The organism is Methanolobus sp. (assembly GCF_016278385.1).
Classification (GTDB): domain Archaea; phylum Halobacteriota; class Methanosarcinia; order Methanosarcinales; family Methanosarcinaceae; genus Methanolobus.
Genome location: NZ_JADQBY010000013.1, coordinates 48,065 through 66,943, shown reverse-complemented (window position 1 = coordinate 66,943; position 18,879 = coordinate 48,065). Strand labels below are relative to the sequence as shown.

Annotated in this window: 24 protein-coding genes; 11 read left to right on the top strand and 13 right to left on the bottom strand. The window is 39.4% G+C overall.

From position 1 onward, the window contains the following. Window positions 1–2: 2 nt before the first annotated feature. Both thiE and thiM read right to left on the bottom strand, forming a co-directional pair. Window positions 3–650, bottom strand: coding sequence for a thiamine phosphate synthase (gene thiE, locus QZZ23_RS05490; RefSeq protein WP_292467777.1), 648 nt, complete (start codon window positions 648–650; stop codon window positions 3–5). A gap of 7 nt (window positions 651–657) precedes the next feature. Next, the gene (gene thiM / locus QZZ23_RS05485; protein WP_292467571.1) at window positions 658–1,443 is read right to left on the bottom strand and encodes a hydroxyethylthiazole kinase; all 786 of its coding nucleotides are present in this window, start codon (window positions 1,441–1,443) and stop codon (window positions 658–660) included. Window positions 1,444–1,770: 327 nt separating this feature from the next. On the opposite strand from thiM, the gene QZZ23_RS05480 reads away from it, so the two are divergent. Then, complete coding sequence (locus QZZ23_RS05480) at window positions 1,771–2,376, top strand: 30S ribosomal protein S3ae (protein WP_292467569.1); 606 nt, start codon at window positions 1,771–1,773, stop codon at window positions 2,374–2,376. Window positions 2,377–2,470: 94 nt separating this feature from the next. Here QZZ23_RS05480 and QZZ23_RS05475 read toward each other — a convergent pair whose 3' ends face one another. The 5 genes from QZZ23_RS05475 to QZZ23_RS05455 form a co-directional block, all read right to left on the bottom strand. Beyond that, a complete protein-coding gene (locus QZZ23_RS05475; RefSeq protein WP_292467567.1) occupies window positions 2,471–2,719 on the bottom strand; it encodes a hypothetical protein in 249 nt (82 codons plus the stop codon). Window positions 2,720–2,775: 56 nt separating this feature from the next. Further along, window positions 2,776–3,744: a DUF523 and DUF1722 domain-containing protein gene (locus QZZ23_RS05470; RefSeq protein ID WP_292467565.1), complete on the bottom strand. Its 969-nt coding sequence runs from the start codon at window positions 3,742–3,744 to the stop codon at window positions 2,776–2,778. 83 nt (window positions 3,745–3,827) lie between these two features. Next, complete coding sequence (locus QZZ23_RS05465; protein ID WP_292467563.1) at window positions 3,828–5,537, bottom strand: glutamate--tRNA ligase; 1,710 nt, start codon at window positions 5,535–5,537, stop codon at window positions 3,828–3,830. Window positions 5,538–5,674: 137 nt separating this feature from the next. After that, window positions 5,675–5,974, bottom strand: coding sequence for a hypothetical protein (locus QZZ23_RS05460; RefSeq protein ID WP_292467561.1), 300 nt, complete (start codon window positions 5,972–5,974; stop codon window positions 5,675–5,677). Continuing rightward, a complete protein-coding gene (locus tag QZZ23_RS05455) occupies window positions 5,974–6,705 on the bottom strand; it encodes a fumarylacetoacetate hydrolase family protein (protein WP_292467558.1) in 732 nt (243 codons plus the stop codon). Before QZZ23_RS05455 ends, QZZ23_RS05460 begins: the two co-directional genes overlap by 1 nt. Before the next feature lie 101 nt (window positions 6,706–6,806). On the opposite strand from QZZ23_RS05455, the gene QZZ23_RS05450 reads away from it, so the two are divergent. Beyond that, the gene (locus QZZ23_RS05450; protein ID WP_292467557.1) at window positions 6,807–8,042 is read left to right on the top strand and encodes an SLC13 family permease; all 1,236 of its coding nucleotides are present in this window, start codon (window positions 6,807–6,809) and stop codon (window positions 8,040–8,042) included. Between the two features lie 116 nt (window positions 8,043–8,158). On the opposite strand, the gene QZZ23_RS05445 is transcribed toward QZZ23_RS05450, so the two are convergent. Beyond that, window positions 8,159–9,217, bottom strand: coding sequence for a tetratricopeptide repeat protein (locus QZZ23_RS05445; protein ID WP_292467555.1), 1,059 nt, complete (start codon window positions 9,215–9,217; stop codon window positions 8,159–8,161). Window positions 9,218–9,395: 178 nt separating this feature from the next. Next, the gene (locus QZZ23_RS05440; protein WP_292467553.1) at window positions 9,396–9,929 is read right to left on the bottom strand and encodes a RimK/LysX family protein; all 534 of its coding nucleotides are present in this window, start codon (window positions 9,927–9,929) and stop codon (window positions 9,396–9,398) included. Window positions 9,930–10,052: 123 nt separating this feature from the next. Between QZZ23_RS05440 and QZZ23_RS05435 the strand changes: the two genes are divergently transcribed. The 6 genes from QZZ23_RS05435 (at window position 10,053) to QZZ23_RS05410 (ending at window position 14,421) form a co-directional block, all read left to right on the top strand. Beyond that, window positions 10,053–10,280 (top strand): DUF1059 domain-containing protein, encoded by a 228-nt coding sequence (locus QZZ23_RS05435; RefSeq protein WP_292467551.1) that lies wholly within the window; start codon window positions 10,053–10,055, stop codon window positions 10,278–10,280. Between the two features lie 453 nt (window positions 10,281–10,733). Next, window positions 10,734–11,075, top strand: coding sequence for a hypothetical protein (locus QZZ23_RS05430; protein ID WP_292467549.1), 342 nt, complete (start codon window positions 10,734–10,736; stop codon window positions 11,073–11,075). Between the two features lie 306 nt (window positions 11,076–11,381). Then, window positions 11,382–11,873 (top strand): DUF3592 domain-containing protein, encoded by a 492-nt coding sequence (locus QZZ23_RS05425; RefSeq protein WP_292467547.1) that lies wholly within the window; start codon window positions 11,382–11,384, stop codon window positions 11,871–11,873. Window positions 11,874–12,024: 151 nt separating this feature from the next. Beyond that, window positions 12,025–12,624: a hypothetical protein gene (locus QZZ23_RS05420; protein ID WP_292467545.1), complete on the top strand. Its 600-nt coding sequence runs from the start codon at window positions 12,025–12,027 to the stop codon at window positions 12,622–12,624. A 162-nt stretch (window positions 12,625–12,786) separates the two neighbouring features. Continuing rightward, a complete protein-coding gene (locus tag QZZ23_RS05415; protein ID WP_292467543.1) occupies window positions 12,787–13,560 on the top strand; it encodes an NYN domain-containing protein in 774 nt (257 codons plus the stop codon). Between the two features lie 204 nt (window positions 13,561–13,764). Continuing rightward, window positions 13,765–14,421 carry a flavodoxin family protein gene (locus QZZ23_RS05410; protein ID WP_292467541.1) on the top strand — a complete coding sequence of 219 codons (657 nt, stop codon included), beginning with the start codon at window positions 13,765–13,767 and terminating at the stop codon, window positions 14,419–14,421. 77 nt (window positions 14,422–14,498) lie between these two features. On the opposite strand, the gene QZZ23_RS05405 is transcribed toward QZZ23_RS05410, so the two are convergent. The 4 genes from QZZ23_RS05405 to QZZ23_RS05390 form a co-directional block, all read right to left on the bottom strand. Next, window positions 14,499–14,792: a winged helix-turn-helix domain-containing protein gene (locus QZZ23_RS05405; RefSeq protein WP_292467539.1), complete on the bottom strand. Its 294-nt coding sequence runs from the start codon at window positions 14,790–14,792 to the stop codon at window positions 14,499–14,501. Window positions 14,793–14,828: 36 nt separating this feature from the next. Beyond that, window positions 14,829–15,047, bottom strand: a complete 219-nt coding sequence (locus QZZ23_RS05400) for a hypothetical protein (RefSeq protein WP_292467537.1) — start codon at window positions 15,045–15,047, stop codon at window positions 14,829–14,831. Window positions 15,048–15,198: 151 nt separating this feature from the next. Further along, window positions 15,199–15,465: a hypothetical protein gene (locus QZZ23_RS05395; protein WP_292467536.1), complete on the bottom strand. Its 267-nt coding sequence runs from the start codon at window positions 15,463–15,465 to the stop codon at window positions 15,199–15,201. A gap of 41 nt (window positions 15,466–15,506) precedes the next feature. Continuing rightward, complete coding sequence (locus QZZ23_RS05390; protein ID WP_292467534.1) at window positions 15,507–15,989, bottom strand: hypothetical protein; 483 nt, start codon at window positions 15,987–15,989, stop codon at window positions 15,507–15,509. Window positions 15,990–16,332: 343 nt separating this feature from the next. Here QZZ23_RS05390 and QZZ23_RS05385 point away from each other — a divergent pair, with 343 nt between their 5' ends. The 3 genes from QZZ23_RS05385 (at window position 16,333) to QZZ23_RS05375 (ending at window position 18,572) form a co-directional block, all read left to right on the top strand. Beyond that, complete coding sequence (locus QZZ23_RS05385) at window positions 16,333–17,247, top strand: cache domain-containing protein (protein ID WP_292467532.1); 915 nt, start codon at window positions 16,333–16,335, stop codon at window positions 17,245–17,247. 142 nt (window positions 17,248–17,389) lie between these two features. Further along, window positions 17,390–17,965 carry a DUF4256 domain-containing protein gene (locus tag QZZ23_RS05380; RefSeq protein ID WP_292467529.1) on the top strand — a complete coding sequence of 192 codons (576 nt, stop codon included), beginning with the start codon at window positions 17,390–17,392 and terminating at the stop codon, window positions 17,963–17,965. Between the two features lie 148 nt (window positions 17,966–18,113). After that, window positions 18,114–18,572, top strand: a complete 459-nt coding sequence (locus QZZ23_RS05375) for a potassium channel family protein (protein ID WP_292467527.1) — start codon at window positions 18,114–18,116, stop codon at window positions 18,570–18,572. Window positions 18,573–18,879 lie beyond the last annotated feature (307 nt).

Below are 18,879 nucleotides of genomic sequence, written 5' to 3'. Positions count from 1 at the left end.
GATCAAATCTCTTTAATCTGCTTAATCAACTTAATAAAAGCCTCAGTCTCCCTTGCCACATTATCACTGCACACAACGGCGGAGATTGCCACAAGACTATCGGCACCACCCACAATAACGCTTTCACTATTTTGTTTGTTAATGCCGCCTATTGCAACAACAGGAATACCAATTGCATCTTTTACAGCCTTGATGCTTTCAGGACCAATTCCATCCCCTGCATCTTTCTTAGTAGAAGTATCATAGATAGGACCGAGGCCAACATAATCGGCACCTCTGTTTTCCGCATCCAGTGCTTCCTCGATGTTATGGACCGTAAGACCTATTATCTTATCTTTGCCCAGAATTTGCCTTGCAGTGCCAATTGGCATATCATCCTGGCCGATGTGAACTCCATCTGCATCAACTGCAAGAGCAACATCCACCCTGTCGTTCACAAGGAAGATTGCCTCGCTGCCACATAGAGTTTTGATCTGTGCTGCTTCAAGGACCATATCCTTAGTACTTCGGGCCTTTTCCCTGTACTGGACAATCCTGCATCCGGCAGCGACTGCATTCTCCACGTCTGACAAGGTTCCTTTTTTAGACAGACTGGAGTCTGTCACAAGGTAGAAATCAATGATGTCCAGCAGTTTTCTTTTGTGTTCCATGGTCAGATCAACACTCTTCAACATTCACCATCGATTGCGTTTTCTCATCTGAAAGATTGAATACCTCATCGTAGAAATTCATCTTGAATGTTCCCGGACCTACAGAGTTTACGGATGCCAGTTCACCGGCAATTCCAAAATAGCACAGAGCATCTTTTGCAGCATCACAGTAATCTTCATTGACTGCGGCAAAGGAACCGATAACTGATGCAGCCATGCAGCCCGTACCCACGATCAGACCCATTGATTCATGTCCGTTCTTTACAACATAGGTCTTTTGTCCATCACTGATGATGTCCTCCGCACCAGTCATAACAACAACACACGACCTTGAAGCTGCGAATTCCTTTGCAACTTTCCTTGGATCAGCTTCAATGGACATTGCTTCAACACCTCTGGTCTGGGCATTCTCGCCTGCCAGTTTTGCGATCTCAGAATAGTTGCCTTTGATTATATCAATGCGAACTGAATCAAGGATCTTTGCTGCCATATCATCACGGAATTTTGTAGCACCCACTCCGACGGCATCTAGTACCACGGGTATGTTCTTCTCATTTGCAGCAGTAGCTGAGATTATCATTGCATCAATGAGCTCTTTTGTGAGGGTGCCGATGTTGAGGACCAATGCGGAAGCAATTCCAGTCATATCTGCAGCTTCTTCAGGATCATGAGCCATTACAGGAAGTGCACCAAATGCCCTTGTCATGTTAGCACAGTCGTAGATAGTTACCCAGTTCGTTATATGGTGTACCAGCGGTTTCGTATCTCTTATCGTTTTCAGTGGAAGATTCATATATGATATACTCCTTGTGTCAGGAAGACTTTTAGTGATAGTGTATTTACAATTGTGAATTGGAACAATGAAGTATTTATCGCTAAAATACTTTTTGTTACTTCATACCCTACCAGACAATTGATTTAGAGCTAGTTTTAAGCAATTGGTCGCTCAATTGACTTTTTATGATTCTAACCGATTTCTTTATATACGGACATGCATAGTATAGAGAGCCAATTTATCAGTGTATACCTTATTTCACTATTATATATGACAGCTCGTTGAACAATTTACAATATTTCATTAGAATTATATCATTAAATCATACTCATTCGGAGGAATTACTTGGCAAGAAAAGTGCAGAGAAAGTTAGACAAATGGAAGTCTAAGACATGGTACAACGTGGAAATACCAGAATTTATGGGTAGAAATAATATAGGGGTTACTCCTGCAGAAACACCTGAACAGCTCGTTGGCCGCATTGTTGAAACTACTGTCGGAGAAATTGCTAACGATTTCACAAAGCATAACACAAAGCTTAGGCTCGAGATCAGTGATGTCACAGGTGACGTTGCAAGCACAAGATTCCTTGGTCACGAGATAACTACAGATTACCTGCGCTCAATCGTAAAGCGTCAGACCTCAAGAATTGATGCGAACCTTGATGTTAAAACAAAGGACGGATATTCCATCAGAGTAAAGCCTATCTGCTTCACTGTCAAAAGGGCAAGGACAAGCCAGATAAAAGGTATCAGGGAAGTCATGGTTAAGATTACCAAGGACCGCGCAGCAGAGCTTACCTTCGAACAGTTCATCGAAGAAGCGATCATGGGCAAACTTTCCGCAAACATCTACAGGAACGCAAAGTCTATCTACCCACTCAGAAGAGTAGAGATCAGGAAGACAGAAGTAAGAACTGTCCCTGTAAAAACTGTCCCTGTAAAAGAATAAATTGTGTTAAAATATATATCGGGTGGTTCTTACCACCTGTTCTTTACTCTTTTTGTAAATCTTTGTACCTTTATTTGAAAAAGTAGTTCAGACTTTATTCAGAAACCCGTAACTTGTTCTCATACTCATCACGAATCAATTGTATCATCTTCTTATTAGCATCGATAACAAATCCGCCGATGTAACCACAGTATTTGCAGTGGAAGAGTCCTTCAGTGCCACCTGCCTCATAGTAAAGATCCGGGCTACCGCATACAGGACATACTTCCACCATTTCTTCGTCATCTGCTTCCTGAAAAACCGTTAATTCGTCATCATTTTCTTCCACGACAATATCCTCCATTTGAATTTCCCCGACGGACACTGTACCGACATTATAATATGGATTTTTAAGACATATCAAACTATCTGCAAACTACCAGACAGTTGTGGAGGATACGGACAGAAAAAGGTCTGCTTTAAGAGATAGTCCACATTAAATTCCTCTGCTCTGGATATGAACCATTTTTTCAGTTCAAATATGATGGAACTATCTTCACGGTATTGCTGCAGTTTCTGCATGAAACCAAACTTTTCACCGGCATTTAAGTTCCGGGAGAAATAACCAAAAGCATGCATAAAAGCATTAACAACATAACCGGTTTCTAACGGTTTTGATAGCACCCTGGTTAAAAGTGACAGGTATTTTTCATAAACCTCCTCAACCGGAAGCTCGTTTCTGTTTGCAACAATATTCCCCATTTCATTAAGAAGCTCTTTGTCATATGCCATGAACAACAACTTGTTCCTGGTATGATACTCAACTAACGTATGAATCTTCCCGGAAAGCGATGCATCCCTGAAAGATGCCAGCGCAAAGGCCCGTGTCAGGAAATGATCCATTAAAAAAGAATCAGTAATTTGTCTCTCATCAATTACAGGAAGATCCGGATAATCCCTGAGGACCGTTTCTGCAAAAAATCCATTCCCTTCATGATACAAGCACTTACCACTATCAGGATCCATGAAGACCTTAGTGGTCCTTATTCCACATGACGGGGACTTTGATTTAAGGATGAAGCCGTCAAAGTCTTCCAGTCCTTTAAGATAAGACCTTGAAAATGTTGTCATCTTCTCTGTCAGATCAAGTCCGATGGCTGGCTGGATGAGCTTTCTACTGCCATCATCAACCATAAGAATCGGCTCCCTGGGAACTCCCAGGCCGATCTCACACTCCGGGCAGATGTCAATGAATTCAACAAATGGACTCATTGCTTCCACAAAAAGAGATGGAACTATTTGCCCGTTATAGCGACAATGTGCAAATCCAAGACATTTACTAATCACGATGATCGGACTGGAGAAATTTAAATCAGGACAAGTTTCCATAATATGTTAAACAGTAAGCGAGAAAAAAGAGTTTTTGGGTGAAACTGATAAAATAAAAGAAAGGGAATAACAACATTCCCTTTTCACTTATGCGTATAATAAGCCACTACTTCTCCGGCCACAGCATCGATTCTGCAGAAACCGAATCTCTCAAACTGCACGACCTTGTCCAGTTCCGTAGCGATCTGTCGTTCTCCAATACCTGTAAACTCGCCATCAGGTGAGAGAACCTTTACAGAAATTCCGTCCATTGGAGCCCAGTGGATTATCCTCATCTTTTCCTTTTTCACAGACTCGATGGAGTTACCGAGATACTTTGCCTGCAGAGGTTCCATGGAAGTTATTTCCAAGTTGTACAGATCCTTGAGCCTGATCTTTGAACCTTCCTCCAGCTTTTCTGCATCTTCTTTGCAGATATAGACCTTATTGTCCACTTCGATCTCACGACATCCCCTATCCTTAGTGGGATGCAGTGCAGGAGTTGTGGTGCATGGTTCTGTACCCGTTATTTCAATTTCAACAGGGTTCCACACGAAGAAATATCTGTTTGCAATAGGATCGAGGATCTTACGATTCTCTGCATAGAGAGTATCCATACTGAGGCTGATATCAGTCTCACCTACACCCATTTCTATCATGAACTTACGGATAGCTTCAGGGAAGATTCCCCTCCTTCGCAGTGCACGCAGAGTTGGCAGACGGGGGTCGTCCCAGCCGGAATATTCCCCATCCTCAATTGCTTTACGTAGTCCACTTGTACTGAACTTGCCAAACTCGTGCATCTTTACACGACCCCAGTGGGTTGTTTTTGGATACTCCCATCCCAGATACTTGTAAATATAACCCTGGCGCTTCTCGCTGTCCATCAGGTCCTTACCCCTGATGATATGGGTCATACCAAGTTCATGGTCCTCTATTGCACCCTCGAAATCAAGCAATGGCCAGACATTGTATTTGTCCCCTACTTCAGGACGTGGATGAGGGGTCTTGACTATCCTGAAAGCACCGAAATCACGTAAAGCAGGATCCTTGTGAGTGATATCTGTCTTAATACGCAGGACAGCGGATTTTTCCTCATATTCGCCTGAAAGCATCTTATCCCAATGTCCGAGATTATCCTCTGAGCTTGCGTCCCTGTGTGGACATGCCTGTTTCGCATCCTTGAATTTCTTGAAATCTGCACCATCACAGAAACATACGTATGCATGTCCCATTTCTATGAGCTTGCGTGCATAATCATAATAAACGGGGATCCTGTCAGAAGCGATGACGATCTCATCAGGGTTCGCACCAAGCCATTTACAATCATCCACATACCAGTCGTATGCTTCAAGCATGGGGCGCTTTGTCTGGGGATCTGTGTCATCAAAACGAATGATGAACTTACCGCCGTATTTCTTCACGTACTCGGAGTTTACGATGATACCGCGGGTACTTCCAAGTGTTGGAGGACCATTGGGATTTGGTGCAAAACGCATTACAACCTTCTGACCCTCTTCAAGGTCCAGTGCTTTTAATCCCTTATCAGGCTCTTTTTTGGTATTTAGCTCCTCTATGAGTTCAGGAGCAAGAGCTTCAAGACGGACTTGCCACTGTTCAGGTGTTTCCTTTGCAACTTCTATAAGTATTTCCTGTATCAGAGGTGAAACGTCTTTTGCTTTGGGACGAAGGTGGGGACACTCACCCATGACACGGCCCAAAACAGCACCTATCTGTGGTGCTTGGCCGTATTTTACAGCATTCTGGAGTGCATACTTTTCTATATTCTTCTTATCATCGTCAGTTAAAGTCATTATATATCTCCGGGAAAATCAAAATTTATCAAATAAAATGCAATAATGGGACCAGATAATTCTGCAATCCCTGTTATGGTAGACATAGTGAATGAATTATAAGAACTGAACTTAAAATAGATGGTCGATCTTTTTGTTCAGAAGGATTTACCAGTATTTTTTATCACTTCTACCCTGCTGATGAACTCATCAATATCCTTTTCAAAACCAGATATGAACTTTCCCACTGAATCACCTGCAATGGCACCATGAGAGGATGGTTTTATCAGTTGTTCCTGTTCAAGTACACGTAGAGAGTAACGTACCTTGTGCGTAGGCATACGTGTCTCTTCTGCCAGTTTGAGTATACCGATAGGTCCACGCTCGATAACCACCTTTAAAACTTCCAGATGACGCTGGGCTAGTTCCAACTCCCGGTTAACCTGATCGAATAGCATTATACAACCTCGTTACTCAAAGTTCCTATTCCTTCAATCTCCACCTCTACAGTATCTCCGGGATGAAGCTCACCTACACCTGCCGGCGTACCTGTTGCAATTATATCACCGACTTCCAATGTCATTATTCCTGAAATAAACTCAATCAGGTATGGCACATCAAATATCAGGTTAGATATATTTGAATCCTGCATCACTTCACCATTGACACGGGTTGAAATGGAAGCATCCTCCGGGTTGAAATCAGCAACATGAACCAGGAAAGGACCTACTGGTGCAAAAGTATCGAAACTTTTGGCTCTTGTCCATTGCCCGTCTTTTTGCTGCAGATCACGGGCAGTTACATCATTAAAACATGTAAAACCAGCAATTACATCAAATGCCCGGTCATATGTTATATTTTTACATTTTTTACCGATTATGATAGCCAGTTCAGCTTCATAGTCAACTCTTTTGCTCATCTTCGGGTAAAGTATCTTCCCATGCTGTCCAATTACAGCTGATGGAGGCTTGATAAAAATGATAGGTTCTTCAGGAACAGACATACCAAGCTCAGTTGCATGGTCATGATAATTAAGTCCCACACACACTATCTTGGAAGGATGTGAAGGTGGCAGGATTTCCAGATCAGAGAGCTCATACTCCATAAATGTACAATTCTGGGGAATAACAGTATTACCATTTACCTCTCCATAGAATACTTCATCCTTGCACCTGAATCGTCCGAACATTAGTGGGACTTTTTGTTTTCATTCTAGATAAGGATAAGTGTTTAATTGCAGGCAAGGTCACGGATAAATATATAAGTAAACTCACTGATTCTGGATTTCTAATGATAATTTCTGTAGTAGTACTTGCAATCGTATTTTTTCTTATAGCTGTGAGACAGATTGGAGATATACGGCTTGAAATATGGCAGATAATGAGTATGGGAGCTGCAGGTGTTCTACTTACAGCCCAGATATCAATAAATGATGCTATTACCGCTGTCAACGTTGATGTTATGTTATTCCTTTTCGGAATGTTCACAATCGGGCAGGCACTTGAGATGAGCGGATATCTTTCTCATCTATCATATCGTTTTTTCAGAAATGCAAAGTCAATTGATGCTGTAATTCTTTACATTCTGTTTGGGATGGGTTTTGCTTCAGCATTCCTGATGAATGATACACTGGCAATAATTGGCACACCAGTTGTTCTTTTACTTGCAAAAGAACACAAGATCAATCCTAAATTGCTGTTGCTTGCACTGGCTTTTGCCGTTACAACTGGAAGTGTCATAAGCCCTATTGGAAATCCCCAGAACCTTTTGATAGCACTTGGAAGTGAAATGAAAAATCCTTTTCTCACATTTATGGAACAACTGCTGATCCCAACTGTAGTCAATCTATTCATCGCTTACCTATTTCTCAAACTATCGTTCAGGGAACATTTCAACACGGCTTCACTAAACCATACTAGACAGCCAATCACTGACATCAGACTTGCAGGAATTTCCAGGGTGTCGCTGGGACTTGTGATTTTACTTATATGTGTTAAGATAATGCTGGCATTAACAGGACAGCCATTCGATCTCAAACTTACCTATATAGCTGTATTATCAGCACTTCCGATACTGCTGCTGAGCAAGAGAAGAAAAGATGTTTTGAAGAATTTGGACTGGCATACGCTTGTTTTCTTTGCATCAATGTTCATTCTTATGGAAAGCGTCTGGAGCAGCGGCTTTTTCCAGAATATAATTAATAATTCTGGTGCAGATATTACCATGACTCCAATGATACTGGTAATTAGTGTATTTTTAAGTCAGTTTATATCTAATGTACCGCTGGTTGCTCTTTACATGCCAATACTCTCACATGCAAATGTTACAGCAGAGGGATTGCTTGCACTGGCAGCTGGCAGTACCATTGCAGGAAATCTTTCCATCCTCGGAGCTGCAAGTAACGTGATAATTGTACAGAATGCAGAACGCAAAGGTAAACTATCCCTGGGTTTTTTCGAGTTTGCCAGAGTGGGTATTCCATTAACTATTGTACAGGTCTTTGTCTACTGGTTGTTCCTTGTATAAAAATAAACTCAGCCATAAGAAATCTAAAAAAGAAATTTGATATCTGAGCATTCAGACATTACTTTGAAATTATTGCGTATGCAAAATATTCCGTTAGAACTATCGACCGAAGAATATCAGATCATGGATGATAGTATCATAACAATGAGCATTGCAACAATACCTATTGCCCAGAATTTAATTGCTTCACTTAATGGTATCCGTATATCCACAGGTTCAACTCCTGATGTTTTAATTACTGCCGGTCTGGTAATGGCTTCTGAAGATATTGCATCCCTTTTTACAACTGCAGCGGCTGTAGGTGCTTCTGCGACATACCCAACTGATGACTTTTCTTCTTCAGGAATAACGGGAGCGTTAGCAGGAGCATTAACGGGAGCATAATTGATTGTTTCTGTGTTTTCGCTTATGACATTCTTATCGGAAATAAAGGAAAAGGATTCTTCTTCCGGAGTATGTACCGGTATTGAGGAGAATGTACCTTCTCTTTCATCATGTTCCTTTTCAACACCATTGGAAATAGCTGCAAATATGGAAGCTTCATCATCTTTATTTTCATCCATGCGGCCATCACCTGAAATTATCTCAGGTTCTGGTATTACAGACGGGCCTTCATAGCTGTTGCCAAAAACTTCATCGTCGTTTTCTTTGAAAGATGCAGGTGAACCATTATCATCATCTATAAGTACATTACTAAATGCAGATTCATCGCCTACATGAGATGCAAAAGAATATTCATCCTTCTGTGATATTACATCATCTGCAGCAGTCACGGCTGCCGGTGTTTTTGTGAACCATTGATCTCCCGTATCTTGTTCTTCAGCAACTAAAGGAACATCGGATTCTGAAATAAAGGTAGTATCTTCAACTACAGAAGATGCAGGTGATACTGCATGAGCTGCGTTTGATTCATATTTAGTCTCAGTCAGATCATTATAAGCAGGTTCGATCTCTACTGCAATATCAAAGCATTTTTTAGCTTCTTCAAAACGTCCAAGTTTTTCCAGGCTTTTACCCTTCTTGATCCATGCTTCTGCGTTATAAGGATCGATGTCCAATGATTTTGTATAGTACTCGATTTGTTTTTCAATCGTTTTGGCCGATTCGGCCATTTTCATCCAGTTATCAGCTGATTTCTGCTTTTTCTTTGCTTTTACGTCGTCTAACATTCCCATATTAACACCTTTTTTGATTAATTACCGTACCCCAGCATCGTCCAGCACGGTTTGAAATATTCTATACCTTTTAACCTATTATGGATTGATTGAATAACTGTTTTTGCTTATTTTTATTCATGTGGAAGAAATATAAAGTTGTTTGTACCGAGTAATAAATATTTGCCAGATTATGGATTTATTCTTTTACTTCCTCATAATCAAAGGCCCACATAGGAAGTCCCTCTATTTCGATATGTTCCAGATGTTCCATCTCATGAGCAGCATAAAAAGCAGAAGGACCTGTAAATAACACTGTTTTTTCATCAAGCTCTTTGACAAATATTTTCTTTTTTGCCGTACTTATAGCTGCAACGATTATTCTTTCTGCTTTCAAGGTCACTGAATAAGGCCTTGTAACAAGAGAACGTTCATCTTTGTTGCCACATCTCTCCAGCCTATGCACGGTCCCTTCTTTTGAGACATATTCAGGACTTAAAAAAAGATATACTTCTTCAACAGTGTGGCCTGTCTTTGTCCCCTCATCGTAGGTAGTAAAGACTTTCATCACTGATATACTATTCAGGTCATCTGTGGAATAACTCCAGGCACCGCCAACCTTCAGGGAAAGTATCATGGGATAAAAAGCATCTTTGGGAAGGCCGAACCTGCCAAACATGGCCTCTTCTTTTGCACTGAATTTGAGAATTGCTTTGAGATCATTGACCTTCATGTTTGTTCAAAATAACTATGCATTGATTGTTATATAAATTTGTGGAACTAAAATCAATCAATAAATTAGCTTATATCCTACTACCAACATTAGTTTTTATTGAGTATCAATGGAGCAGCCTTCATGAAAACTAGAATGGTAAAATGCAGTGATGTGGGAATTAACAATTGCACCCACATAGAACTTGGATATGACCTTGATGAAGTTGAAAAGAAAATGCTTACACATATCGAAACTGAACACAAGGACCTCCTTGGTGATATGAGCGAACAGGAGGAACATGCTCTTAAACACAGAGTATCCACATTCCTAGGAAGAAGTTGTGGATGCGGCCACCTTGAAATGCCTTAGAAGTACACATATTTAGAGATTCATTTTTAATTTATTTTATTGTTATCCGGGTGCATGAAAAGCACCTGTTGTAAAGATAGTTGATGCTTTTGTTAAGAAAAAGAAGTTGTTTGATTAACTCATATTGCTTTTCTTTCAGATATAATAAATCTTCAGCAGGTTTATATTTCAGTCGCACATAATAGAAATCAGTGACTCTAATCAGTCAGTAAATGCAATCCGGGAGTGTTGCAGGTTTCCCTATATCGCAAATAGTAAAGGTCAGGCCATAATTTAAAAAGTATAGCTTATGGCATAAATTTCACATTTGCATGTTACTAAATACAATCTGTTAGTTGTGGTACAGATAAATTAACATCTTGACAATTCCCCGGTGACCTGCCTGAATATATAGAAAGAGATACCATAGAATACTAACAGTACAATTTTTTAAAATACACCGGAGATGAATGTATGGATAAAATGAAAAAAATCGGTCTTTTAGGAGCAGCAGCTCTTATTGGTGCAGGCCTTGCAGCATTGTCTGAAGAAAGAGTAAGAGAATTCGTAAAAGAAAAGGTAGATACTGGCAAGTTAAGCAAAGAGGAAGGCAAAATACTTGTTGAAGACATTATAAGTGAGACTAAAAGACAGAAACTTGATCTGGAGAAAAATATAATTGGAAAACTGCAGAATTCAGTCCAGATGGCAGATCAGGAACTTGCACAACTCTCGGACAAGATCAATGACTCAAAAATAGAAGAGCTTGAAGCCGAGCTTGCGAGAATGAAGAGCCTAAGGAAAGCAAATCAGTGAAAGCGTTCTCTTTTTCGATTTTAATTTCTACTTAATAGTAGAAATTCTATTTTTGGAATACTTCGTTTTTATGCTAATTTTTTTTACATTCATATTTTAATTTGCCATTATATTTGAAAAAATGCATTTTCCCTTTGTGTCGTTAAAGCGCAACAAATATTTATCAGAGATAAATATATATTTAATATGTATCTAACATATCAGGAAGTTTGCCTGTAATATCCAAAGTCAAAAATGCACAAGAACACAAGCTGAAAATCTACCGGCTTGCAGGCAATAATTAGATGTAAACAAAGGAGGAAAAAAATGGAGAATAAAACTCAAAACCCTTCTGTATTCAGAATACTTCAATCAGATTACACAGCAGGGTTATCGTTGATTATGATTATTGTAGTATGGGGAATGTACCTTATATTGATGTACTACGGCAAGATTCCAGGCACATATGGACGTGATCCACTAACTACCTCTGATGCACCCGGATTTTTAAAGATAGCAATAGGAGGTACACTTCTTGGAATACCACTTCTCACATGGAGAATTAATTTTTTCAACTCTTTGTTCAAAAACGCGGAAAAGGTTACCGGCTACATTACATATATCCACTTCTACCGAGACAGAGGAAAAGTGGGATACGAGTACACATATGGAAATAACAATTACACATCCCATAATGCTATTTTCAAATCAGGAAGAACAAAATACTATCAACAAGGCGACGAAATAACATTAATGGTTGATCCTGAAAATCCAAAGAAAGCGGTCATCAGAGACCTATATGTAAAAAAGATATTATGATGAAAGAACAAAAAGAGATAATTAAATCTCTTTTTTTCGTTTCTAAACAGAAAATATAATTTAATTGATTAAGCCAAATAATAAGACTAAATAGTAAACTTTTAATAGATATGACAGAATTGTAGAAAACTCATACTTGGAGGAATTATTTTTGGATTACGAAAAACTATTAAAAACGTCATTTTACCTCCTGAAAAAAGATCTTGGAACTTATTTAGTAGCAACCTTTATCCTCTTTTTCGGGTCAATATTTATAATTTCTTTTGCACCCCTTACTTATGGTTACAATGTGATGGCAATCAAAAGTTTAAGGAATGAAAAAGTAAATATCACAGATATTCTTGAAGGATTCAAACTGAGAAACTTCTTTAGAAGCTGGGTTTTAACACTTTGTATGTTAATACCTTATTTTATTATTGCTCTCATCAATTCTGCCCTGGCATATCTAGTCTTTTTCTTTTTAATTTACACTATGCCTCTACTTATTCTTAGAGGATATGGAGGATTTGCATCCTGCAAAGAAAGCATAAAGATTGCAACGCAGTATCCAATAGAAACAATACTGGTTACTGTACTCTACATTGTAATGATCAATCTGGGAACGCTAGCTTTAATAATTGGATTATTTGTTGCAACACCGTTTGCCGAATTGTTCATTACAGGTGCTACATTTGAATTGATAGGGGAAGGATACATAGATTCAGGCCAGGACAAAGTTGAAGTGATGCAAATAGAAGCAATTACTTCCTAATGCCCTCAAATTACAGGCAACTCATGAACAATCTAAGTACGCGGTATTTATTGGTTACACCGCGTACCTAGGCTATTTTTCAGTAATACCAAAATATAAACATAGTGTACTCCATATCATTTTGTAAGGGAATTATTTGAAATACAGAAAATGGTGCTGACAATGGAAGAAAATGGAGTTCAAGATAAACTGGCTGTGTTAATTGACGCTGACAATGCACAACCATCAATAATAGAAGGACTGATGGATGAGATTGCGATCTATGGTGTTGCCAGTGTCAGAAGGATTTATGGGGACTGGACCTCGCCAAACCTGGGCTCATGGAAAGATTCCTTGCTTGAACATTCCATACAGCCAATACAGCAATTCGCTTATACCACAGGCAAGAATGCAACTGACAGCTCACTTATTATTGACGCCATGGACCTGCTTTACACCGATAAGCTGGATGGCTTCTGCATTGTCTCAAGTGACAGTGATTTCACCCGCCTATCACAGAGAATAAGGGAAACAGGTCTGAAAGTATATGGTTTCGGTGAAAAGAAAACTCCACAGGCTTTTATTTCAGCATGTGACAAGTTCATCTATACCGAGAACCTGAGGAAAGAAGTAACAGCGACATCTGACGTTACCACTTCAGCAAAATCAGATAAGTGGAGCACCAATGAACTCAAGGGAAATTCCAAACTGGTTAACAACCTAAGAAATGCAGTTGAGGATTCTGCCGATGATGACGGATGGGCTTTTCTTGCAGATGTTGGCGGAAATATTATCAAGCGCAGTCCCGATTTTGACCCGAGGAACTATGGTTACAAGAAACTCGGTGAACTGGTTGAAGCGACAAATCTGTTTGATATTGATAAGAGAGCGCAGAATGGTGTAGGGAAGAGTGTTGTTGTTTATATAAGGGATAAGAGGGTCAAGGGGAAGAAATAACGCAGGAGATAGTTGCTTTAATACCCATCAGTATAGTCGATAAATGTGCATTTTTTGTATGATTATAATAAATAAATAACATCTGGCCCGGGAAATTTCCAGACTTACAACTTTTTAGCTTAGTTAATATGCATAAAAAGCCGTATAGTGACCTATTTAATTGAAAAGAACTCAGTTCTTGTATCAAAAAAAGAGGTACATTACATGAAAATAATGGCATTTAACGGAAGCCCCAGGGAAAATAAGAATACTGCGACACTTCTGGAGCACGCACTTAAAGGAGCGGAGTCACAGGGAGCCGAGACAGAACTTATCCATCTTTATGACCTTGATTATAAAGGCTGTATCAGTTGTTTTGCCTGTAAAAGAATAAACGGATCAAGTTATGGCACTTGTGCTATGAAAGATGACTTAACTCCGGTCCTTCAGAAAATAGACGAAGCTGATGCTCTTATTTTTGGTTCTCCTATCTATTTCGCAGGAATGACCGGGGAAATGAGGTCTTTCCTGGAACGGTTGTTGTTTCAGTATCTGGTCTATGACAAGGAAAGGTCTACTCTTTTCAAAAGAAAGATATCGACAGGTTTGATCTACACGATGAATGTGAACCAGAGCCTTATGGAACAAATAGGATACGAACAGAATCTGAAAGTAATGGAGATGGTACTAAACAGGATTTTTGGAGTCTCAGAATCACTGTTCGTTACCGATACATACCAGTTTGATGATTATTCAAAATATGTATCAACAGCATTCAATGCTGAAGAAAAAGCAAAAAGGCATCTTGAAGAATTCCCAAAGGACTGCGAGAAAGCATTTGAGATGGGAGTCAGATTTGCACAGCAAAGTGATTCCTTTTAATTAATTTTTTGAAAAACGGCATCATACAAAGATATACACCGGAATTATATAACGTACAAAATTTTATGTTCATAAATTTACTTGAATATTTTTGCCAGATCTTCAATTTCCAGTTTAACATCAAAACTTTTCAATCTGAAGAACTTCTTTGCCCGGTTATCATCATCTTCAAGCCTCAGATCACTTTCAACAAAACCGGCATTTTCAAGACGTTTTAAGTGCAGCTGTATTACCTGTCGGGACAGATCAAGATCTTTAGACAGCTCATACACATACCTTTCCTTCTCGGAAAGCAAATACAACAATTTCAGCCTGACAGGATGTGATACGGCCTCTCCCACCAATGTAATCTGTTGAAGTGTTTTTGTCATCCCGGATACTTCTTTTTTAGGTGATACGTTAGCGATTTAAATTTCATCAAGTTTCTCTTTGATATCATTTACCATTTTTCTAATTTCTTCAACATCCTTTTCGACTCTTGCAAGATGTTCGTTGTCTCCTGAACCAACGAACTCCGATCTGTTAAACAGCTTCACTGCAACCCAGACTATTACCAGAACAAATACTATGTTCAAAAGCAAGCCCCATATCAAGCCATCAGTCCCATACATGCTGCTACCCATCATTTGCGCCTCACCCTTCCTTACTCTGTTATTTCTAAAAAGAATATATAAATAGCTGCCTATTTATAGGTAGCATCATATCTGCCACATGAATACCGATCAATGTCTGGATTCACATGTCAGTTTTATGCGTGTAATATATTCATTACTGCTATCATTCGAGTTTTCGAAGAATCTGATTCAATAAGTCTCTAGTTTCGTCCTGATCTTTTTCAAGTTTTGAAATCCTTGGATCATACTCACTTTCTGATACCCTTGAATCATGGTCATGTTCTGACATCCTTGAGCCACAGCCATTTATTCTGCAGTTTCTCCCAAAGAATGAAGATGCGGCCCAGATTATTGCAATGAAGATTAAGATATAGAATATCATACCCAGTCCTTCGAACATTCCGAATCCGCCATAGCCTCCGTACATCATATACTTACCTCCGTGTTAGAAGTTATTGTTGTAAACATGGCTTAGTAACCATACATCATACCGGAACCCATTTTACCTCTGTAACCGCTACCGTATGTACCGGATTGGTAGTAATTCCCTGAGGTTGTGCTGAAGTCTTTAATCACTTCACCTGTGAAGGAGTCAATGCGACCTTGCTTGACCTTACCGTTGTCATCTGTGTAGTAAACTACCCACCATCTGCCCATCTGATTGATGTTGTCTGTTGTTACATCGGCACTAATCTCGTTCTGTGCAATGGTATAAGCTTCGTCTACAGTACTGACTGTTATTTCCTGAGCTGTTGTGTCTGCATAGTTAGCTCCATAGCCTCCCCAGCAGGCCCCAGGGCCATATCCATACCTTTCCATATGGCCTGCCATCCAGTTGGACATCGAATCGTACCATGCGTTGTTGTTCTCATATGCCTGTGCACTGACAGTGCCCATTCCGCCAACAAAGAGAACGAGTGTTCCGATTGTCAGCCACATTATTGCTCTTTTCATATTTTCACCTATTTTAAATTGTAGCTACATATGAGCAGTCTTTCAGCATATGTAGTCTAATCACTACATATGGAGGTGGTTAGATATAAAGTTATGTATGATATGCCCATACAGAACACAACTGTAAAATAAAGCAATTACTATTTCAATAAGTTCCAGTCGAAACTGATTGGTTTTATAAAACTTGTATTTATAATTAAATATGAACAGTATATGTTATTTTGATATACTAATATGCCACTCAATGCCAACAAACTCGGCTTTCAAAAACATACAGCTATGTAAAAATAAAATATAAATAATGTTTAAACTATTCATTTGATAATCTAATAGGAGACCACACATGAATTTACCAAAGATCATACTTAGCGTGTTGTTAATATCTGCATTGTTACTGGCAGCTGCTGGCTGTGTAGAACCAGACGGCACATCCATCTGTACAGTAGAAAATCAAACAGATGAGGCGGGAGAAGAACAGACCGAACTATCCTCACAGGAAGAGTACACAATATCCCAGGTCAACGCAGCCATTGACCTGATAGAAGAAAAAGGAGAGACTGCATTTCCTGATTTCAGAGAGAACAACAGCACATGGTTCCATGATGACTTCTATATTTTCGTCTGGAAAACCAACGGAATACGTGTGGTTTATCCTCCGGACACAAGCGGTGAAGGTCAGGATATGAACGATCTTGAAGACTTCAACGGCAAATCCATAGGCAGTGTCTTCATCGAAACAGCTTTGAGCGAAGACGGCAAGGGCTGGGTTGATTACTACTGGCCAAAGCCCGGAGAAACTGAGCCTTCATTGAAACACACATTCATCAAAAACACTTCCATTGGAAACGAGAAATATCTTGTAGGTTCCGGCTTCTATGTGGATGACTACGTTTACAGTGAAAATATCAATGAGATGCAACATTTCACCCGATTTGGAAATGTATCACTCGGAAATCTCCTTCATCCAGCAACCACTGACATGGATTTAGGTGTGAATTATAGCATTGCCCACGTGATTATCAAGCCGGGTGGATCTATTGAATCTCACCTGATGAAGAATCCCGAGGCTCATTATGTCCTTGCCGGAGAAGGTATACTCTACATAGAAAATGTTTCATTCGAACTGAGTGAAGGGCAGATAGTGCTCATACCGGCAAACGCAAAGCAATCTACGGTTAACACAGGAGATACTGATCTTGAGTTCCTTGCCATAGACCAGCCAGCCTGGGCAGAGGAGAATGAGGAAGTACTGGAGTGATCTTTCACTCTGCTTTTTTAAAAAGAGTCATTTCGGTAATCTATGGAATTTGAATCGATTTGTAACTGAAATTTGGGTTTCCAATTACCCATAAAAATGGCGTTAACTAAATGCCTAATACCAACATAGGTAATATAAGAGTATGAACAACATTGATAGCAATAAAAAGGAGTTGTCATCAGAACAACGTGAAGAACTACTCCGAGCGTTGAAAACCCGTTTTGAGAAAAACATGAACCACCACAAAGGTCTTGAATGGACTAAAGTACAAGCAAAGCTGGAAGATAATACTGGAAAAATGTGGTCACTCAATGAAATGGAGAGAACTGGCGGTGAACCGGATGTTGTTGGTCATGATGACAAAACAGGCGAATACATTTTTTATGATTGTTCAGCTGAAAGTCCTAAAGACCGCAGAAATGTTTGTTACGACCGTGAAGCACTGGAGTCAAGGAAAGAACATAAACCAGAAAATAACGCTATTGATATGGCAGGTGCCATGGGTATTGAGCTTTTAACGGAAGAACAATATCGGGAATTGCAGAAACTTGGAAATTTCGATACTAAAACGTCGAGCTGGGTGAAAACACCTTCTGATATTAGAAAACTTGGCGGTGCCCTCTTTGCTGATCGCCGCTATGAACATGTCTTCGTGTATCACAATAGTGCACCATCTTACTATGATGTTAGGGGGTTTCGTGGTTCACTAAGAGTCTAAATTTTACAAAATAATAATTTTCGTAATCATTAGACTGAATTAAGATTTACAATAAAATAACATTAAATTGTGATAATTAATCCATACCTTTCATTTAACTGACATCATTGAAAAAGAATAGCGAATAGTATTTGCAGATGAAGAAAGATTGAGTAATAGGAGAATCATGATTCCAGTTATTGTAACATTCTTCATATCACTCGGTTCACTCTTTAAAATGCTCAGGCAGCCGGAGTTCAGAAACTTTTTTATGCTCGTTATACTGACACTGGCTTTCGGAACTGTCGCCTATCATTCAATAGAAGGATGGAGGTGGCTTGATTCATTATATTTTTCTGTGATGACCCTGACAACCATCGGTTTTGGGGATTTCGTACCTGCTACTGACCTGGGGAAGATCTTTACCATAGTGTACGTTTTCATGGGACTTGGAATATTGTTAGGCTTTGTTAATGCTAGTGGTGAATATTTCAGAAAACAACAAATGGAAAGAAAATCCTGGGGAATTCCGAATTTTCTGTGGGATTCGGGCAATACCCAGGAAGAAATGGAACGGGATATTCTGGAGAACATCAAGGAATATGAAGAGAATGATATCGACCCATAGGCATTTATTTATAGAATATCATGTTCAGGCCAAAAAACAAACATGCAGACCATACTCACTAAATGACCGAAAACCACTAAAACCTTTTTGCAGTTGCATCTACCGTACGAATGCGATGTTGGAAATGTGTTGAGATTCACACACCGGTGATTCAATGATCTATCAATCTCTCTCAAACACTCGACTACCAGCAACACTCTATACTTTTTAGTAACTATTTTTAAAAAAGAGCATCAAGTTCATAACTGAAAGTGGCATCAATATATATAATGGACGCAGATCTAGAAATTCTATTGTACATGGCACT